The 18,876-nt window shown below is 67.2% G+C and carries 13 protein-coding genes and 1 pseudogene; 4 read left to right on the top strand and 10 right to left on the bottom strand.

Features of this window, described 5'->3' with window-relative positions:
• Nucleotides 1–159: 159 nt before the first annotated feature.
• Nucleotides 160–2,184, top strand: a pseudogene (locus KME82_RS04355) (sodium-translocating pyrophosphatase); the annotation flags it as partial.
• A gap of 60 nt (nt 2,185–2,244) precedes the next feature.
• On the top strand, nt 2,245–2,685 hold the full coding sequence (locus KME82_RS26520) for an OmpA family protein (protein ID WP_345777987.1): 441 nt from the start codon (nt 2,245–2,247) through the stop codon (nt 2,683–2,685).
• A gap of 26 nt (nt 2,686–2,711) precedes the next feature.
• Here KME82_RS26520 and KME82_RS04350 read toward each other — a convergent pair whose 3' ends face one another.
• A complete protein-coding gene (locus tag KME82_RS04350; RefSeq protein ID WP_215497438.1) occupies nt 2,712–2,960 on the bottom strand; it encodes a hypothetical protein in 249 nt (82 codons plus the stop codon).
• Between the two features lie 103 nt (nt 2,961–3,063).
• Here KME82_RS04350 and KME82_RS04345 point away from each other — a divergent pair, with 103 nt between their 5' ends.
• A complete protein-coding gene (locus KME82_RS04345) occupies nt 3,064–4,020 on the top strand; it encodes an alpha/beta hydrolase family protein (RefSeq protein WP_215497437.1) in 957 nt (318 codons plus the stop codon).
• Nucleotides 4,021–4,282: 262 nt separating this feature from the next.
• Here the strand turns inward: KME82_RS04345 and KME82_RS04340 are convergent, their stop codons facing one another.
• The 5 genes from KME82_RS04340 to KME82_RS04320 all read right to left on the bottom strand — a co-directional run bounded on the left by KME82_RS04340 (nt 4,283) and on the right by KME82_RS04320 (nt 10,212).
• Nucleotides 4,283–4,870 carry a hypothetical protein gene (locus tag KME82_RS04340; protein ID WP_215497436.1) on the bottom strand — a complete coding sequence of 196 codons (588 nt, stop codon included), beginning with the start codon at nt 4,868–4,870 and terminating at the stop codon, nt 4,283–4,285.
• Nucleotides 4,871–5,031: 161 nt separating this feature from the next.
• Nucleotides 5,032–6,855 (bottom strand): M91 family zinc metallopeptidase, encoded by a 1,824-nt coding sequence (locus KME82_RS26795; protein WP_215497435.1) that lies wholly within the window; start codon nt 6,853–6,855, stop codon nt 5,032–5,034.
• 170 nt (nt 6,856–7,025) lie between these two features.
• Complete coding sequence (locus tag KME82_RS04330) at nt 7,026–8,558, bottom strand: M91 family zinc metallopeptidase (RefSeq protein ID WP_215497434.1); 1,533 nt, start codon at nt 8,556–8,558, stop codon at nt 7,026–7,028.
• Between the two features lie 158 nt (nt 8,559–8,716).
• A complete protein-coding gene (locus KME82_RS04325) occupies nt 8,717–9,223 on the bottom strand; it encodes a discoidin domain-containing protein (RefSeq protein WP_215497433.1) in 507 nt (168 codons plus the stop codon).
• Complete coding sequence (locus KME82_RS04320; protein ID WP_215497432.1) at nt 9,220–10,212, bottom strand: sterol desaturase family protein; 993 nt, start codon at nt 10,210–10,212, stop codon at nt 9,220–9,222. Before KME82_RS04320 ends, KME82_RS04325 begins: the two co-directional genes overlap by 4 nt.
• Nucleotides 10,213–10,556: 344 nt before the next feature.
• On the opposite strand from KME82_RS04320, the gene ppa reads away from it, so the two are divergent.
• Complete coding sequence (gene ppa / locus KME82_RS04315; protein WP_215497431.1) at nt 10,557–11,105, top strand: inorganic diphosphatase; 549 nt, start codon at nt 10,557–10,559, stop codon at nt 11,103–11,105.
• Between the two features lie 247 nt (nt 11,106–11,352).
• On the opposite strand, the gene KME82_RS04310 is transcribed toward ppa, so the two are convergent.
• The 4 genes from KME82_RS04310 to KME82_RS04295 form a co-directional block, all read right to left on the bottom strand.
• On the bottom strand, nt 11,353–14,262 hold the full coding sequence (locus KME82_RS04310; RefSeq protein ID WP_215497430.1) for a TonB-dependent receptor plug domain-containing protein: 2,910 nt from the start codon (nt 14,260–14,262) through the stop codon (nt 11,353–11,355).
• Between the two features lie 134 nt (nt 14,263–14,396).
• Nucleotides 14,397–14,624, bottom strand: a complete 228-nt coding sequence (locus KME82_RS04305) for a hypothetical protein (RefSeq protein ID WP_215497429.1) — start codon at nt 14,622–14,624, stop codon at nt 14,397–14,399.
• Nucleotides 14,625–15,349: 725 nt separating this feature from the next.
• Complete coding sequence (locus KME82_RS04300; RefSeq protein ID WP_215497428.1) at nt 15,350–16,255, bottom strand: helix-turn-helix domain-containing protein; 906 nt, start codon at nt 16,253–16,255, stop codon at nt 15,350–15,352.
• A gap of 144 nt (nt 16,256–16,399) precedes the next feature.
• Entirely contained in the window at nt 16,400–18,724 is a 2,325-nt protein-coding gene (locus KME82_RS04295; RefSeq protein ID WP_215497427.1) for a winged helix-turn-helix domain-containing protein, read from the bottom strand.
• Between the last annotated feature and the right edge of the window lie 152 nt (nt 18,725–18,876).

Below are 18,876 nucleotides of genomic sequence, written 5' to 3'. Positions count from 1 at the left end.
AGTCGCCGCATCGCCGTGCTCGCACCACGGCGTCGCTGCAATGCAACACAACGCAGCGCGCAGACGCGATTCCGCGGCACATCGGCCAACGAGCGACTCGCGAATTACAACTCGATCCGTTGTCCTGTGATGTCCACTTTCTACCTTGGGGAGGGGTTCATGCTGGAGAAGTACGGTTTGATCATGGCGCTTGGCTGCGCCGTCATCGCGATCCTGTATGGCATCGTGTCCGCGCGCTGGATCAGCGCTCAACCCGCCGGCAACGCACGCATGCAGGAGATCGCCGGCGCGATCCAGGAAGGCGCACGCGCCTATCTCAATCGTCAATACACCACCATCGCTATCGCCGGCGCGGTGTTGTTCGTACTGATCGGCATCTTCCTCAAGTGGCCCGCGGCGATCGGTTTCCTGATCGGCGCGGTGCTGTCGGGCGCGGCCGGTTACATCGGCATGAACGTGTCGGTGCGCGCCAACGTGCGCACCGCCGAAGCCGCGCGCAAGGGCATCGGCGCGGCGATGGACGTCGCGTTCCGCGGCGGCGCGATCACCGGCATGCTGGTGGTGGGCCTGGGCCTGCTCGGCGTGGCCGGTTACTGGATGGCGCTCGGCAAGTTCGGCATCAGCGGCGAAGCTTCGCTGCATGCGCTGGTCGGCCTGGCGTTCGGTTCCTCGCTGATCTCGATCTTCGCCCGCCTGGGCGGCGGCATCTTCACCAAGGGCGCCGACGTCGGCGCCGACCTGGTCGGCAAGGTCGAAGCCGGCATTCCCGAGGACGACCCGCGCAACCCGGCGGTGATCGCCGACAACGTCGGCGACAACGTCGGCGACTGCGCCGGCATGGCCGCCGACCTGTTCGAAACCTACGCGGTCACGGTGATCGCGACGATGCTGCTCGGCGGCCTGATGGCCAGCGAAGTCGGCGCCAACGGCGTGCTGTATCCGCTGGTACTCGGCGGCGTGTCGATCATCGCCTCGATCATCGGCGCGTTCTTCGTCAAGGTGAAGGAAGGCGGCTCGATCATGGGCGCGCTGTACAAGGGCGTGATCGTCTCGGCGGTGCTCGCCGCGATCGCGTTCTACCCGATCACCACGCAACTGATGCGCGACGCCAGCTTCGGTGCGTTGAACGTGTACGGCTGCGCGCTGATCGGCCTGATCCTCACCGGCGCGATCGTGTGGATCACCGAGTACTACACCGGTACTCAATACGCACCCGTCAAGCATGTTGCGCAGGCCTCGACCACCGGTCACGGCACCAACATCATCGCCGGCCTGGGCGTGTCGATGAAATCGACCGCGCTGCCGGTGATCGCGGTGTGCATCGCGATCTGGGGTTCGCATTACCTCGCCGGCCTGTACGGCATCGCTATCGCCGCGACCTCGATGCTGTCGATGGCCGGCATGATCGTGGCGCTGGACGCCTACGGCCCGATCACCGACAACGCCGGCGGCATCGCCGAGATGGCCGAACTGCCGCCGGAAATCCGCGCGATCACCGATCCGCTCGACGCGGTCGGCAACACCACCAAGGCGGTGACCAAGGGCTACGCGATCGGTTCGGCCGCGCTGGCCGCGCTGGTGCTGTTCGCCGATTACACGCATAACCTGCAGGCCGCGCATCCGGGCGTGGTGTTCAACTTCGATCTGTCCGACCACATGGTCATCATCGGCCTGTTGATCGGCGGCTTGATTCCGTATCTGTTCGGCGCGATGGCGATGGAAGCGGTCGGCCGCGCCGCCGGCGCGGTGGTCGAGGAAGTGCGCCGTCAGTTCCGCGACATCCCCGGGATCATGGACGGCACCGGCAAGCCGCAGTACGACAAAGCCGTGGACATGCTGACCAAGTCGGCGATCAAGGAAATGATCGTGCCCTCGCTGCTGCCGGTCGCGGTACCGGTGGTGGTCGGCCTGCTGCTCGGGCCGAAGGCGCTGGGCGGTCTGTTGATCGGCACCATCGTCACCGGCATCTTCGTCGCGATCTCGATGACCACCGGCGGCGGCGCCTGGGACAACGCCAAGAAGTACATCGAGGACGGCCACCACGGCGGCAAGGGCTCGGAGGCGCACAAGGCCGCGGTCACCGGCGACACGGTCGGCGATCCGTACAAGGACACGGCCGGTCCGGCGATCAATCCGTTGATCAAGATCATCAACATCGTCGCCTTGTTGCTGGTGCCGTTGTTGCCGGTGTCGGCGACCAGCGAATCGGCGGCGGCCGCGGCGCACGGCGCGAACGATACGAGCATGGCCATGACCGCGCCGGCCGCGGACGGCACCGCTGCGGCCTCGATGGCCGATCAGCCCGCGGATACTCAGGCCGGTGCGAGCGTGGCCGACGGCAGCGAAGGCGGCGGCGGCGCGCCGGCCGCGGCGCAGCGCAACGCCAAGCTCTACTTCGATGTCGGCTCGTCGACGCCGCCGGCCAACGCATCGGCCGATCTGGCCGGCGTGGTCGCCGCGCTCAAGGACGACGCCAATGCCAAGGCGCGCATCTCCGGCTTCCACGACGAAACCGGCAGCGCCGCGACCAACGCCGAACTGGCGAAGAAGCGCGCGCAGGCGGTGCAATCGTGGCTCGAGTCGCAGGGCATCGCGGCCGACCGCATCGTGCTGGACAAGCCGGCGGTGACCGAAGGCGGTGGCAAGCCCGAGGAAGCGCGGCGGGTGGAAGTGTCGGTCGAGTAAGCGCGCCGGCGGCGACGCTGCCGCCGCTACGTTCGAAACACGATCGCGAAGATGAAAACGGCGGCTTCGGCCGCCGTTTTTTTGTCTTCGTTTTTCGAGTCTTCGCCTTGCGCATCTTCGTTTGCTGCGCCGTCTTTTTCTTGGAGCGCGGGTGCCGAGTCGCGGCGAAGAAGAACTTGGGCCGCATGCGAACGCGCCGAAGCGGCCAAGGCGAAGCGCACAGGTCGCCGGAATGGGCTGCGTCGAAGTGAAGCGAAACCCGTATCCACGCGCATGACGGCCGGCCTCGCACCCGCGCGAAGACCCGACGCGCGCGCAGCGCGCGGGCCAAGCGGGTACGCTGAGCGTCATCGCAGACCGCTCAGGGAAGACCTCACCATGATCCGTTGCAGACACCTCGCACTGTTGACGCTCGCCCTGACCTGCGCGGCCTGCTCAAGACCGGCCGGCGACGCCGCTCAAGCCGCCGCGAGCGCGGATGCGGCCGGCAAGACCCTGGCCGAAGCCCGCACCGGTGTCGCGACCAAGCTGATCACCCACAGCAGCGGCGGCGAAACGCCACCGGCGCCGCCATCCGGCGTGCTCGACCTCATCCACTACGACGCGCCGGCCGGCAAACTCGCCGCCTACCTGACGCCGCGACCGGCCACGCCGGGCAGGCATCCGGCGATCATCTGGATCAGCGGCGGCGACTCCAACACCATCGGCGATTTCTGGTCGCCGCAACCGCGCGAGAACGACCAGAGCGCCGCCGCGTTCCGCGCCGCCGGCATCGTCACGATGTATCCCTCGCTGCGCGGCGGCAACGACAACCCGGGCGTGCGCGAAGGCTTCTACGGCGAAGTGCAGGACATCCTCGCCGCCGCCGATCACCTGGCCAAGCTCGATTACGTCGATCCCAAGCGCATCTATCTCGGCGGCCACAGCACCGGCGGCACCCTGGTGCTGCTGGTGGCGCAAATCAACCCGCGCTTTCGCGACGTGTTCTCGTTCGGACCGGTCGCCGATGTGTCGGGCTACGGCCAGGACATGCTGCCGGTCTCGCTGGACGACGAACGTGAGATCCGCCTGCGCTCGCCGGGTTACTGGCTGGGTTCGATCCGCGGCCCGGTGTTCGTGTTCGAAGGCGATCACGATGCCAACACCGATCAGGTCGAACTGCTGCGCGAGCGCAGCAAGAACCCGAAGGCGCAGTTCTTCGTGGTGCCGCGCGCGGATCACTTCAGCGTGCTGGCGCCGACCACCGAGTTGATCGCGAAGAAGATCCTCGCCGATACCGGTCCGCAGACGACGATCGGATTCAATGAGGCGGAGCTTGATGGGTTGTTGAAGTAGCCGCCGAATCTTAGCGACGAGGTCTCTGTGGGAGGGGCTATTGCCCCGACGCGTTTCTTTCAGATCGCGGCATCGGAGCCAAAAGCGTCGGGGGATGAATCCCCTCCCACAAAACCCGGTCTTGCGCCGCCGATGCAGGCGACGAGGTCTCTGTGGGAGGGGCTATTGCCCCGACGCTTTTCTTTCAGATCGCGGCATCGGGGCCGAAAGCGTCGGGGATGAATCCCCTCCCACAGAGACTTCGCGGCGCCGGCGCTCGCCGTTACGATACGAACGCCGCCTTGGCCACGTCGTACCACGGCGTGCATAACGTTTCCTGCTCGTTCGCCACGGCGAACGATGCGCGCCAGATCTTTCCCGCGTCGGTCGCACTCGGCGAGTCGAAATACGATGCCTGCCACGGCAAGACCCCGAGGCACCAGCGCAAGCGCTTGGGCGCGCCGCCGAGCAAGGCGAACTTGAACCCGCCGCGCAGCTCGCCGCCGGCCGCCACTTCCAGCGCCAGCGGCGATGGCGGCGAGATCGGTGTGGGATTGGGCAGCGGCGCGGCCACATGGAACAGCTCGACCTCCTCGCCCATGCCTTTCCAGGTCGGTGCCGCGATCGCGCCCAGGGTCTGGCGGCCGATGCTTACTTCATGACGGTTGCCGCGATCGAACACTGCCAACGCCTTGGTCTTGTCGTTGTTATGCAGCCGATAACGCACGTCCACGCTACCGGTGGCGGCGTCGAAGCCCATCTCGACTTCGACCGTCGCGGCCTGGCCGCGCACCGTCGTTCGGGCCAGGTCGGCGGTCTGGATGGGGGCCGGCGGGTTCGGAACAGTCTGGGTGGACACGGGGGAACTCATGCTCGGCTCCGGTGAAGATTGTGGTTTGGCGTGCGCGCATCCCACCGCGATCACGGCGGTCGCGGCGGCGAGCAGCGCGCGCGTTGGCCGCGCGCGCGCGCCGTGCGGTTCACCGCTCGCGACGTGGAATGAGGAGGCATGGCTCACGACATCGCACTCGCTCATCGGCCCGGCCCACGTGCAACGACCGCGTGCGGTTCCTGCATCGGCGGCTGTTCGGCCATCTGCGGCGCGGCCGCGCGTTCCTGCTTGTCCACCGTCTCGCTCGCTTCGCGGCGCAACTGCACGCCGGGTTCGGCCCCGGCGGCCTGCTGGGTCAGCCGGCTGAACGCCTCGCGGTCGCCCGAGCGCGAGGCTTCGATCATCTGATCGACGAACGCACTGGGATTGGACTGCAGCGACGCGGCCGAACCCGGCGAGGCCGAGAACGACGGCAGCGCGTAGCTCAGGCGATCGGGCTGGCCGAATTCCTGGCGCAGCGCGTTCTCGGTGGCGTAGGGGGGATTGGCGACGCCCGAGGTCGCGGTGGTCGGCAGGCCAACGGCCTGGCGTTCGAGATTGTTGATGCCGCCGATGACGTTGCCGCTCGCGTCCAGGGTCGGCGCATCCAGGCCGGTGCCCATGTAGATGCCGGGCTGCAAGGTGCCGGTGACCGCGTTGTAGGCATGCGAGAGTTCGTGCTGCAGCACGCCCACCGGGGTCGGGAACTCGGCGTTGTGGAACGACGGGTTGTACACGACCTCGGCATCGGTGCCCGCGCCGGGACCACTCGGGGTGGCGTAGTTTTTCGCCGGATCGAAACCGACGACCTGGCCGCTGGCCGGATCGCGAAAACCGGCGTAGCCGTTCTGCTCGTTGCGCAGTTCGGTGAGGGTGACGCTGTTGCCCTTCTCGGTCGCCGCCTTGTCCAGCGCTTCGAGCAACTGCTGGCCCTGCGGCGAGCTGCGCATCAGGTCGAGGTCGGCTTCCACGCGCTGGCGGAATTCGGGCGTGCCGTCGACCTTGACGCTCCAGCCGGCCCTGGGCGCGGTTTCGACCACCGTGTTCTGCGCGCCGGTCGCGGCGCTGAGGGTGTCGGTCGCGGCTTGACCGTAGACCGTGTCGCGGCCGGCGGCGTTGTCGACCGTGTCGCGGCCCGCGCCGGTGTAGACGCGATCGTCGCCGGCGCCGCCGCGCAGGGTGTCGTTGTCCATGCCGCCGGACAGGATGTCGTTGCCGGCGCGGCCTTCGAGCGTGTCGTCGCCGCGACCGCCTTCCAGATAATCGTTGCCGTCGCCGCCGATCAGGCTGTCGCGGCCATCGCCGCCGTACAGCACGTCGTCGCCCGCGCCGCCGTCGATGCGGTCGTTGCCGCTGCCACCGAACACGTCGTCGCGACCGGCGCCGGTGGCGATCACGTCGTCGCCCGCGCCGCCGTCGACGCCATCCAGGCCCGACCCGGTGGTGATGCGGTCGTTACCGGCGCCAGCCTTGACCGCCATGTTCACCGACACGCTGGGCGCATTGACGATGTCGTCGCCATCGCCGGTGCGCACCGCGAACTCCTGCGGCGGCTGTCCCGGCGGCGGCGATTGATACTGGCCCAGGTTGATTTCGTACTTCTGACCGTTGACGGTCACGTCCAATAGGCCGTTGCTGCGCTGAGTAGCCTGGACGTCGTCGTTGCCGTTGCCGGTGGTCAGCACCACCTGGTCCAGGGTCACGTAGTTGTTGCCGTTGCCGTCGGTGCCGATGGTGCGCTCGCGGCTGATCGCCACGTCGCCGGCGCGGAACAGTTCCTGCGAATTGACCGGTTTGCCGTCCGGCGTCGTCCACGAACTGGTCGCCGCGCCCGCGGGCGCGACCAGACCGTTGATGGCCACCGGCGGTGGGCTGGGCGCGGCGCCGGCCGGGGCCGCGCCGGCGGTCGAACCGGCGGACGCCGAAGAGGCACCCGTGGCGCTCGCCGCGGCCGCGGCGGACCGGTTTTCCGTTTCAGAGGACATGACGGCTTCCTGCGCATGCAAGTCTGGACAGGTGATACGCCAGCCCAAGAACAGTGTCAAACCGGCCGATCGGCGATCTTTGCGGCCACAAAGACGCACGCTGACCCACGACGGCCACCGTGCGCTTCATGCATGGCGATATGGGAAGGCCGTGCAACCGACCGGAACGCTTACAACGAATAACTCGGCCGATCCGGCAGCCCCAGCTCGCCGCGCAAGCCGTTCTCGGTCAGCTGATCGGGATTGGCCGTGGTCTTGGGCGTACTCGGATCGCCGTCGAAGTCGTAGGCCGGTGCGCTGGTTTCCAGGCCCACCGCCTGGCGCTCGGCGTTCGGCACCTGGCCGTTGTCCGGGCCGGTGCCGCGGTAGGTGCCCGGCTGGAAGGTCCCGGTCACGCCGTTATAGGCATGCGACATCTCGTGGTACAGCACCACCACCGGCGCCGGGAAGGCGTCCATGTGGAACGAGGGGTTGTAGCTGATCTGCACGTCGCCGCCGGCGCCGGGCTTGCCGTTCACAATGTCGGCGTCGTTGCTGAAGGTCTGGGCGTAGCCGTTCTGCTCGTTGGCCAGTTCCTTGATCGTCACGCTGTTGCCGCGCGCGGCGGCCTGGTCGAACTGGGTCAGCATCTGCTGGCCGTTGGGCGAGCTGCGCAGGAAATCGATCTCCGCGCCGACGCGTTGCTTGAACGCATCCGAGCCTTCGATGGTCACTCCCTTGCTCGAGCTGATCTCGACGTTGATCACGGTGTTCTTCGCGCCGGTCGCGGCGTTGATCACGTCGCTCGCGGTCTGCGCGTACACGGTGTCGTTGCCGGACTGGTTGTCGACGGTGTCCTTGCCGGCGCCGGTATAGACCGCGTCGTCGCCCTCGCCGCCGCGCAGGGTGTCGTCGCCGACGCCGCCCGACAGCATGTCCTTGCCGGCGCCGCCTTCGAGCGTGTCGTTGCCCTGCCCGCCTTCGAGGAAGTCCACGCCGTCGCCGCCGGCCAGTCGATCGGCGCCGTCGCCGCCGTAAACCACGTCGTCGCCGGCGCCGGCATCGAGGCGATCGTCGCCGCTGTTGCCGAACACGTCGTCGCGGCCGGCGCCGCTGCTGATCTCGTCGTTGCCCAGGCCGCCGTCGATGCGGTCGTTGCCCGCGCCGGTGGCGATCTGGTCGTCGCCCGCGCCGCCGTCGACGACGATGTTGACCGTCACGTTGGGAGCGACATTGATGGTGTCGTTGCCGGCGCCGCTGCGGAGGGTGAGTTCCTGGTTTTCGCCCAGGCGCACCTCATACTTTTCGCCGTTGACGCCGACATCCAGCGTGCCGTCGTCGCGCTGGCTGATCTGCACCTCGTCGTTCTTGGCGCCGGTGGTCAGCACGACCTGGTCGGTGCTGACGTAGGTGCGGCCCAGGCCGGCGTCGGCGAGGGTCTGCTCGCGGGCGATGCTGACTTCCGCGCCCCGGTGCAGCGGGTCGATCTGGATGGTCTTGCCGTCGGGGGTCTGGCCCTGAGTGCGCTGCTGCGGATTGGTATCGCCGCCGTTGATCGCGACCGCGTCGTCGATCGCCTCGCGCTGCGGTTCGGCCATGGCCCGCAGCGGGGCGGGCGACGCCGTATCGGTCTCGCGGTTGGGATCGGTCGAAGCCGGATTGTCCCAGTACTGCTCGGGCGGGTTGGAAGTCGCGGAGCGGGCGGCGTCGAGCGAAGCGGACATGGCTGACCTGCGTTGACGGGATCGAATGGCTTAGATACGCCACGGTATGTAGCCCGTCCAAGCTAGGGCGTACCCCACGCTAGGGTCGGCCCCAGGCCTTTCGCCAGGCCTTTCGCCAGGCCTTCGCGCCGGGTTCGCCAGGGTCAGGCGGGGGGGCTTCACCACGCTTCCAGCTCGTAGATCCGCGTGGCCGGATCGGCCGGGTCCTGCGCGGGCTGGCTGACGTCCAGGCGCACATAGCGGGCGCGCACGGGCGCGATGCGATGCACGCTGACGCCTTCGACGTTGTCGTCGACCTTCACCACCTGCCGCCAGTTCACCCCGTCGCGGGACACCGAGAGCGCGAACGCGCGGGTGTTCATCGACGCTGGCTCGTCGCCGGCCTGCGCGTGCTTGACGGTGAAGCCGCGCAGCGTGCGTTCGGCTTGCAGATCGATCCGCAGCCAGGCCGGCCGCAGCAGCGAACAGAACTTGTCGTGGGTCTTGCTGGCGACCAGGCCGTTGACGGCCTTCTCGGCCTCTTCGCCGGGCTTGCAGATCGCCGAGCCGGTGGTCGGGCGATGCAGGGCGACATTGACCGGCGCCGCGTCCGCGGCAATGGCCGTCGCGATCGGCAGCGACACCACGCACAGCAACATCGCGACGAACACGATCCGCAACTTCATGGCAGCCCCTGCTGCGCCAGCCAGGCGCGTTTGCTGGCCTGCGCGGTCTTGTGTTCGCCGTCGTGGCTCCAGCCCGGCGGCATCACCAGGTACAGCAGTTTGTTGCGCAGACCAGGCGCCCTGGCGATGTCGCGCGCCAGCGCATGGAACTCGCCGAGGTAAGCGTCGAGAAAGCTGCCGGGCTTCATCGGCCGGGTGATACCGTACTCGATCCGGATATCGTCGCGCTGCGGCTGATAGGTGCCGAACGCGCGGTCCCAGACATTGAGCAGGTTGCAGAAATTGGTGTCCATGTAGAGCTCATTGCGCGCGTGATGCACGCGATGGTGGGCCGGGGTCAGGATGATCCTGTGCAGCGCGCCCAGGCGTCCGTCCTTGAGCGCGTGTTCGCCCAGATGGATGAACTGCCCCCACAGGCCGTCGATGAACATGATCAGCAGCAACAGCGGCGGCTCGACCCCGGCCAGGATGCAGATCGTGGTCCGCACCAGGTCGGCGTAGGGCGCTTCCAGGAACAAGTGCGCGTAGTTGACCGACAGGTTCATCGCGGTCGGCGCGTGGTGGGTCGAATGCAGGCACCACAGCAGCCGCACCTTGTGGGCGAGGAAGTGGTAGACGAAGTGGGCGAACTCCCACACCAGGTAACCGTAGATCAGCCCGACCACGCCGATGCCGACCTGGAACGGCGCGTACGGCTGGAACAGGCCGATGCACAAGGTCACCACGCCGAAGGTCAGGAACGCGGCGATCAGCCGGTTGGCCAGCAGGGTCAGGAACGGCAGCTTGTAGTCCTCCAGCTTGAACCGGCGCGCGGCCACGGTGCGCAGCAGCTCGTACACCAGCAGCAGCGGGATGACCGGGTACAACAGCGCCGCGGCCCCGTCGGCGCTGAGCAACGCCCGGTAGCCATGCTCGGCCAGCAACTGCAGCAAGGCCCCCAGGCCGAAGAAACCGATCAACTCGTGTTGTACGTGCTGCCACCACTGCATCGCGGCCCCTGCATTTATATCGATCTAAATGCAGGATTAACACCGCCTGCGGGCAGCGGCAAGCCGGGCGCGCCAAGGGCGCCGGCGGTGCATTGGACGGCGAATTGGCGTTTTTTGGACGCGACCCGGGCCGAACCGGCGCTGCCCTGTCGCTGCCCTGCGGTTCGCCGCCGATCGGCGCACGAAGGCGCGGCTTTGCCGACGATTGCACATCTACGCCCCGCCCTGGTCCGATCGCGCGTGGCCGCTCGCGTGTGCTGCAATGCAACACCCGGCCGCGTAGAATGCGCCACCCCTTTCTTTCACGGCCCGCACCTGCGCGGGCCTCAGCAGTCGGAGCACACATGGGTCTGGACCTCGTTCCCACCGGCAATAATCCGCCGCACGAGCTCAACGTCATCATCGAAATCCCGAAGGACGCCGAGCCGGTCAAGTACGAGGTCGACAAAGCCTCCGGCGCGATCTTCGTCGATCGCATCCTCTCGACCCCGATGCGCTATCCGTGCAACTACGGCTACGTCCCGCACACCGTCTGCGGCGACGGCGACCCGGCCGACGTGCTGGTGGTGCTGCCGCTGCCGCTGATCCCCGGTTCGGTGATCCGCTGCCGCCCGGTCGGCGTGCTGCGCATGGTCGACGAGGCCGGCGGCGACGAGAAGATCCTGGCCGTGCCGGTCGACAAGGTGTTCGCCGGTTACAGCCACATCCACGACATCGACCAGGTCAGCCCGCACTGGCTCGAGCGCATCGGCCACTTCTTCGAGCACTACAAAGACCTGGAGAAGGGCAAGTGGGTCAAGCTCGACGGTTGGGGCAACGCCGAAGAGGCCAAGAAGATTCTGGTCGAGTCGATCGAGCGGTATGGCGCTGAGGTCGAGAAGCCGAATTTCTGATCGCTGATCGCAGCCCAACAAAAAAGCCGCCTTCGGGGCGGCTTTTTTGTTGGGCTGCGGTCGGGAATGGGGAATCGGGAGTCGGGAGTCGGGAATCGCAAAGGCAAGAGCGCTTGCGCCACGATCCGGCAGATCGCCGCGTGCTGGCTCTTACGATTCCCCATTCCCCATTCCCCATTCCCGACCACAAAAAACTACGGCCCCTTCCGGAGCCGTAGTTCTCAAAACATTACCGCCTGATTCGAGATCAGAAACGCTGGGTGTACTTCATGTACACGAAGCGGCCGATGTCGAAGCTGCCGTTGTAGCTGAAGCTGCTGTTCGGCTGGCTGTACATGGTCTGGCCGAGGTGGTCGAACACGTTGTTCGCGCCGACCGCCACAGTGGCATTCCACGGGGTGTTGTAGCGGACCTGCACGTCGTGGAAGGTGTTCGAACCCACTTCACGCACGCCCACCTGACCCTTGTACGCCGAACGGTAATCCGGGATGTCGCACTCCGGGCCGCCGTCCAGGTCGTACGCGCACTCTTCCTTCAGACCGGAGTAGTAACGCACGTTCCAGCTCGCGCCAAAATCGCCCAGGCTCCAGTCGGCGTTGAAGTTCGAACGCACGCGGAAGTTCGCGCTGTCGTTGGCCACCCAGCTGGTGCGCTGCTCGACCGGGGTGGTCGACTCGCTGTCGCGCTTGTATTCCAGATAGTCGACGTAGGTCGTCTTCCAGTTGAACGCGAAGTTGCCGAAACGGGTCTCGGGCAGACGGTAGGCGATACCCAGGTCGTAACCCGCGGTTTCCTGGTAGCCGCCGTTGATCAGGGTGCGGGTCACGCCCACCACCTGGCCCAGGCTGCGCGGGTTGGTGCTACGCACGAAGCGGCTGCAGGCTTCGTCGATGCCGAGCACGTAGCAGTTGTTCAACAACGAGGTCACGGTCTCGGCCGCGATCACGTCGTCGATCTTGATCTTCCACCAGTCCAGGCTGATGTCGAAGCCGCCGATCCAGCTCGGGCTGTAGACGAAACCGATCGTGGTCGACTTCGAGGTTTCCGGGATCAGGTTCGGGTTGGAACCCGACAGGAACGCGGTGTTGGACTGCGCGTTCGGACCGGTCGCCGGCGAACCGCCGGACGCGGCCTGGCGGAAGTTCACCGGCACCGCGGCGGCGCAACGCGCGTTGCCACGGACCGCGCCGAACACGGTGTCGCACGGATCGGTGTAGTTGTCGAAGCTCTCGCCCACGCCGCCGTACAGGTCGGCCACGGTCGGGGCGCGGAAGCCCGTCGCGTAGGTGCCGCGGATCAGCAGGTCGTCGATCGGCTTCCACTTCAGGCTGAACTTGCCGTTGGTGGTGTCGCCGAAGGTGTTGTAGTCGGAGTAACGGCCGGCGATGTTGAACGACAGTTCCTTCGCGAAGGCCACATCCGACAGCACCGGCACGGCGAGTTCGACGTAGAACTCGTCGAGCGAGTAGCCGCCCTGGGTTTCGCTGCCGGCCAGGCTGGTGCTCAGGCCCGACTGGAGCAACGCGTCGGGCGAGTAATGCGCCGATTCCTTGCGGTGTTCGAAACCGGCCGCGATGCCGAGGTCGCCCGCCGGCAGCGTGGCGAGCACGCCGCTGAGGTTGAGGCTGTAGACCTGGGTTTCGGTGGTCGAGGTGTCGTGGGTCGGCAGGAACAGGTACTTCTGCAGATCCTTGTTGTTCATCGAACCCGGCGCGTTGACGTCCGGACCCAGCAGCGGGTTCCAGGCCAGGCAGCCGGCGATCGGAGCCGCCGCGGTGCCGCAGCGCGCGACGCCGCTGCCGTCGATGAACGACGGGCCCAGCGCCTTCTCGGCGTTCGGCAGGAACAGGTTGCCGGTCTGGGTCTTGACGCCCTTGTTCTGGTTGTAGACGTAGCCGATATCCCAATCCCACGGCTTGCCGGCGAACTCGAACGTGCCTTCCAGGCCGCCGCTGAAGCGGTAGGTGGTCAGCTCGGACTTGGTCTGGCGCGGCACTTCCCAGCCACGGCGGTAGAAGTCGGCGTCGTAGCCCAGCGGGTTGAACGCGCTGTTGCCGTCCAGGCGCAGGTCGCCCGCGTAGCGGCTGCTGAAGCCGTTGGAACGGAACGGATAACCGGCGATCTGCTGGGTCGCTTCGCGATCCGTGTACAGCACGTCGGCCTTCGCGCGCACGTTGTCGGTGATGTCGAACTCGGCGTTCGCGAACACCGAACGACGCTCCAGGCCGGTCGCCAGGTACATCTGCTCGTTGGCGTTGGCCTGGTCGAGGATGCCGTCGGTCGGGTGGAAGTTGTTGCGATCCTTGGTGTTGGTCGTGCCGCGGTTGGCGGTCAGCGGGTTACCGGCCGAATCGAACAGCGTGCCCCACTGGTTGATCGGGCTCCAGCCGTTGGTGTCGTCGGCGGTCGGGAACGGATGACCACGGCCGTTCGGGTAACGGGTGATCGAACGGTCCTTGGCCATGACCGGATCTTCCTTGCTGTATTCCGCGCCCAAGGTGATCGAACCGCGCTCGCCGGTCTGGCCGATGACGAAGTTGTAGACCTCCTTGTTGCCGTCGCCCTGGCCGTACTGGCCGAGGTAGGCGCTGGCTTCCAGGCCGTCGAAACGCTTGCGGGTGATGATGTTGACCACGCCGGCGATGGCGTCGGAGCCGTACAGCGCGGACGCGCCGTCGGTCAGCACTTCGATGCGCTCGACGATCGAGCTGGGGATCGAGGCCAGGTCGGAGAAACCGGCCGAGCTGATGCCCATGCGCTTGCCGTCGATCAGCACCAGGGTGCGCTGCGCGCCGAGGTTGCGCAGGTCGACGTACTGGCCGCCGACTTCTTCGCCCGACGACAGTGCGTCGGCGCGCGAGATCGCCGGCGAACCGCTGGCGGTGATGTTCTGGACGATGTCGGCGACGCTGGTGAAACCCTGCTTCTGGATTTCGGCGCGCGACATGGTGACGACCGGCTGCGCGGTTTCCAGGCTGGCCTGGCGGATGCGCGAACCGGTGACTTCAATGCGATCGAGCGTGGTGGTCGCCTGATTGGAGGCGTCGGCTTCCTGTGCGCCCGCGATGGCGGGGACGAAGGCCGACACTAACGCCGCAGCGATAGCGGACGGCAGCAAGCCGTACCGCGCCGTCGGGCGCAGACTGCGATGGTTCATCTATCTCTCTCCAGTGATCTCGTTATGAGCGTGTTAAAACGCTCAGCAAAATTACGTTCGAAGTGTCGATGCTGCTTTGCGGCGAGGGCCGGGAAAATTTGCCGAATCGGCCCTAGCAACCGACTGCATACGCGTCATGAAATGTCGATACGCATCGCGCCGCGTTCGCGAATTTCGACTTGCAAATAATTTTTGTTTTTGCGATACGCGTGCGCGGCGATCGCCGAATCGATCGCGCGCTTTGCCGAATCCGATGCGATCGTTTGCGATGGCGCGCCTATGCGTTCATCGCGTGCGCCTGCATTCGTTCGGCAGCGTAAATAGCGCTTAAACGAGGCGATATTTTTTGCGAGAACTCGCAAGCCGCGTTAGGCGGTCGTTCATTCCTGCGTTGTGCTGCGCGGATTCGAACGCATGCTGGAATGCGATGCGATGGATGCGGGGTTGATGAGGCCGTGAAGTTGCGCGAGCGCTAATTTTTTGGGCGCGCGGTGGGAGCGGCCGATGTGTGGGCGGTGGCGGCAGGTCCGGGTCCACGCGCTCCACGCAAGCAGCCACGAGCAGCCACGAGCAGCAGCATTCGAATAGTGGCCGGCAATGTCGATCGCGCTATCACGCGCGTTGCTACTTCCGCTTTCCACCGCTTCCCTTCGACTTTTTCTCCCGCCTACGCTCACGCACCCATAAGCCTGTCATTCCCGCGAACGCGGGAATCCAGCGACGTTCGGTCAGGTGGAGACGGCACCCGAGCCGAGCGGCCAGCGTCGACAGATCAAAGCCACTGGATTCCCGCGTTCGCGGGAATGACGGTCGTGGAAGACAGTCGCGAAGGCATGGTTACATGGCGGCCGGCAGTCGCACGGCAAACACGAGGCAGCCACCGCAATCCCCATGCCCATAAACGACAACGCCGAGGTTCACAGCGCCAGTGGCGCTTGCGAAACCTCGGCGTGTCATACGCGACGCGGGGTGCCTGAGTGGGATGAAGCCGGAACCTTGCCTACGTGGGAGAGGGCGGGTTGTTCGAGGGTGCCGCCGCAACCGCGCTCGCGTGGATCTGCCGCTGCCGCCTGCCGGCGGCGATGATTCACGCCGCCAGTTTGCGCACCGGCGCGGCCGCGCGGACCGCTTCGAGCTTGGCGTTCGCCGCGGCGCTGCGGTAACGCGTCGCCGAGGTGCCGAAGCGGGCGCGGAAGGCGCGGGCGAAGCTGCAGCAGTTGTCGAAGCCGCTGGCGGCGGCGACTTCGCCGACCATCATCGAGGTGCTCTTCAACAGATCCGCCGCGTGCTCCAGACGCATCCGCGCCGAAGCGGCCTGCGGGCTTTCTTCGTACAGGCTGTGGAAGGTCTTGGAGAAGTACCAGCTCGAGAAGCTGGTCAGCTCGGCCAGCTCGCTGATCCGCACGACCCGGTCGCAATTGCCTTCCAGGTACAAACGCGCGCGCTGCAGACGGCCGAACACCTGGCGCTTGCGGCTGCGCGAGCGGCCCGGGCAACGCTGGATGCGCGCGGTCAGCTCGCGCTGGACGCCGGCCAGGTGCAGCAGGATCGGACGCAGGGCGTTGAAATCGAAGCCCAGGTCGGCCTCGCCGTTGCGGGTGTGGGCCTGGCGCCACAGGCGCAGGGCGATGCGGGCGTCATGACGGCTCATGCGGCCGCGGCCGGCATACAGGCTGGCGTCGGCCAGACGGGCCATGGCCTTGATCGCGTCGGCGGTCAGGTTCAGGCCGATGCACACGCCGTAACGGTCGGCTTGCAGGACCGGCTTAGAGTCGCGCTCGAACGCGATCCAGTCGCCGCGCTTGAGCCGGAACTTGCCTTCTTTGGCTTCGACCCAGGAGCTGCCGCGCAGCTGGACCCAGATCGAGAAATGACTACCGGACAGCTGCGCGCTGCCCAGCCGCGAGACGCCGACGCAACTGGCTTGGATGGCGGGGTCCTGCGCGTCCAGCTGCACCAGCTGTCCACGATCCGCCCACAATGCTTGCTCCATTGGTCCACCTCATTTGCAGGTAATGAGGTTTTTATTTGCCTACGCAACGACTACCGGCGCCGGAAATTTGACGGAGAGTTACCCGAAATCGGAACGACGTCACAACCGAAGCTTTTCCGAAAGAGGTTTTTCGTTCTTATTCAATCAGTTGAGCCAACCCGGCACGAAGGTCTTCGGCTCTTCGGGCAGGTCCATGTAACCGATATCAGCGCCGTCCCACTTGGCCAGGGCCAGATACACGGTGTCGCCGCGCGGGCTCAGGCTGAATCCGTTGATCGCCGAGCGCCGGCTCTGGTCCAGGCACAGCACCGACGGCGGCAGCTCGGGGCTGGCGATCCGGCGCAGCAGCGCCAGGCAGGTCGGCTGCTGGTCGAGGTAGCGCAATTCGCCGGTCTGGGTGGCCACGTCCCACAGCCGGTAGCGCTCGGCGACCGGTTCGCGGTCGTCGATGCGGCGCACGCTGGACGCGGTCAGGGCCAGGTCGGCCTGCCACAGGCCGGTCTGGGTCTGGCGGGCGAACAGCAGCCGGTTGCGGGCGCCGTCGACCCGGACCTCGGACACGTCCTCGATCGTGCCGAGCAGCTTCCACGGCGAGCGCCGGCGGTCGAACAGGTTCAGCTGCAGGCGGCCGTCGCCGACGCTGGCCAGGACCAGCAGCCGGTCCGGGTCGGGCAGTTGCACCGCCTGGATCGGTTCGCTCACCGGCACCGCCAGACGGGTCACCCGGCCGCTAGCCGGGACGATCTCGTGGATCACGTTGCGGCCCTCGCTGTCGGGCCCGACCACGGTGACCCGGGTGCTGTCGGCCGACCACGACGAGGCGTAACGCGTGCCCGGCTGCACGCCCGGCAGCATGCGCAGCGAGTCGGGCTGGTCGAGGTCGGCCCACCACAGATGGTTGCTGCCGGAGCGATCGGAGAAGAACACGATCTGGCGGCCGTCCGGCGCGACCATCGGCAGCATGTCGCGCGCCGAGGACGGGAACAGCGGGTCGACCACGTGGACCGCGCCCTTGGAGGTATCGCCGAGCACCACCCGGAACAGGCCGAAGTACGGCTTGCGCTGGACGAAGGCCGCGGCCGGCCGCGAGGCCGCGACCGCCGGCGCCTGGGCCGACTCGATGCCCAGGTCGCGGGCCTGGCCGGTTTCCAGATCAAGGCGGAACATGCGGGTATCGCCGTCGATCATGCGGCCAAACAGAATGCTGCGGTTATCCGGCAGCCAATCCCAGCCGCGCACGTCGGCGCTCAGCTGGCTCAGCCGCTCGGCGGTGCCGCCCTCGGCCGGCAAACGCCAGAAGTCGCCCTGCGGGTTGTTGCGCAGGAACACGATCCAGCGGCCGTCGGGCGAGAACCGCGGCGACAGGTCGAGGTTGCCGGTGCCGGAGCGGTACGGCACCGCGCGCCACTCGCCGCTGGCGAGGTCGAGCACGCGCATGCCGACCATGCCCTGCGCGGTCAGCATGCTGCCGAAGATCAAGCCGCGCCCGCCCGGCGTCCATTCGAAGGTCGGCGGGCTGCGTGGGTCGCATTGGCCGATCTCGCGTTCGGCGCCGCCGTTGGCCGCGATCATCAGGACCTGGCAGTCCACCCCGGGCTCGACCCGCAGGAACGCGATCGAGCGGCCGTCGGGCGACCACGCCGGCGCGCTGTCCTCGGCCAGGCCGGTGGGCCGGGTCAGCTGGCGCGGCGGGGTCTGGTCGGTGGTCTGGACCAGGATCGCGGTGCCGCGCTGGCCGTCGGGCACCGCCACGTAGGCGACCATCGCCGCGTCGGGCGACAGGGTCGGCGCCAGTTCGAAGCCCGGCATCGAGGTGATCAGGCGGTACGGCCGGGCGGTGCTGGCGACCCGGGTCGGGTCGACCGGCGGCGCGGCGGCGTCGACCGCGCGCGGCGGCCGCGCCAGCGACCACCAAACCAGCCCGCCGACCAGCACGATCACCGCCGCGATCACCCCGATCATCGAGCCCAGGGTGCCGCGCGACTGCGGTTGCAACGGCAGCGGCACCGGCGCGAGCGGCGCGGGCGCCGGGGTCGGCGCGACCGCGGCCGCGACGGCGTCGCTGTCGACGGCCGAGGCGGCCTCGGCCTCGCGCGGCGCGCTCTCGCGAACCAGCCATTCGACCTTCGCCAGCAGCCGGTAGCCGTTCTTGGCGATGGTTTCGATGTAGCGCGGGTTACCGCGGTCTTCGTCGAACGCCTTGCGCAGTTGGGTGATGGCCTGGGTCACCACGTCGTCGGTCGGCAGGGTGTCCGGCCAGACCTCGGCCAGCAGCGCATCGCGGCTCACCACCCGGTCGGCGTGGTCGACCAGCACCAGCAGCACGCCCATGGTCTTGGGCGTGATCCGGCGCGGCCGCCGCGCGCCCGGCGCGCGGATCTCGCGCAACGGGATATCGACCACGCAATCGCCTACCCGCAGATGTTCGGCGGGCAGAGGCGAAGTCGCTGGCTCGTGAATGCGGGGCATGAATCCTGTGGATGGTGCGCAATGGCGCGATGCCGGTCATGTGCCTGAACGCATAGGTCACACGAATGACAAACCGGCAAATCCGGCACGGCGCGGTGGCGCGATCGGGAAAGCGCGCCGCGGCGGGGTGTTTTAGCCGCCCATTCTAACGC

This window comes from Lysobacter capsici, assembly GCF_018732085.1.
Taxonomy (GTDB): Bacteria; Pseudomonadota; Gammaproteobacteria; order Xanthomonadales; family Xanthomonadaceae; genus Lysobacter; species Lysobacter capsici_A.
This window is presented reverse-complemented; position numbering and strand designations above follow the sequence as displayed.

Coding starts and splice junctions, on each gene's coding strand:
- KME82_RS26520 (WP_345777987.1), top strand. CDS start 2,245: ATGGCCATGACCGCGCCGGCCGCGGACGGCACCGCTGCGGCCTCGATG.
- KME82_RS04350 (WP_215497438.1), bottom strand. CDS start 2,960: ATGCGCGTGGATACGGGTTTCGCTTCACTTCGACGCAGCCCATTCCGG.
- KME82_RS04345 (WP_215497437.1), top strand. CDS start 3,064: ATGATCCGTTGCAGACACCTCGCACTGTTGACGCTCGCCCTGACCTGC.
- KME82_RS04340 (WP_215497436.1), bottom strand. CDS start 4,870: ATGAGTTCCCCCGTGTCCACCCAGACTGTTCCGAACCCGCCGGCCCCC.
- KME82_RS26795 (WP_215497435.1), bottom strand. CDS start 6,855: ATGTCCTCTGAAACGGAAAACCGGTCCGCCGCGGCCGCGGCGAGCGCC.
- KME82_RS04330 (WP_215497434.1), bottom strand. CDS start 8,558: ATGTCCGCTTCGCTCGACGCCGCCCGCTCCGCGACTTCCAACCCGCCC.
- KME82_RS04325 (WP_215497433.1), bottom strand. CDS start 9,223: ATGAAGTTGCGGATCGTGTTCGTCGCGATGTTGCTGTGCGTGGTGTCG.
- KME82_RS04320 (WP_215497432.1), bottom strand. CDS start 10,212: ATGCAGTGGTGGCAGCACGTACAACACGAGTTGATCGGTTTCTTCGGC.
- ppa (WP_215497431.1), top strand. CDS start 10,557: ATGGGTCTGGACCTCGTTCCCACCGGCAATAATCCGCCGCACGAGCTC.
- KME82_RS04310 (WP_215497430.1), bottom strand. CDS start 14,262: ATGAACCATCGCAGTCTGCGCCCGACGGCGCGGTACGGCTTGCTGCCG.
- KME82_RS04300 (WP_215497428.1), bottom strand. CDS start 16,255: ATGGAGCAAGCATTGTGGGCGGATCGTGGACAGCTGGTGCAGCTGGAC.
- KME82_RS04295 (WP_215497427.1), bottom strand. CDS start 18,724: ATGCCCCGCATTCACGAGCCAGCGACTTCGCCTCTGCCCGCCGAACAT.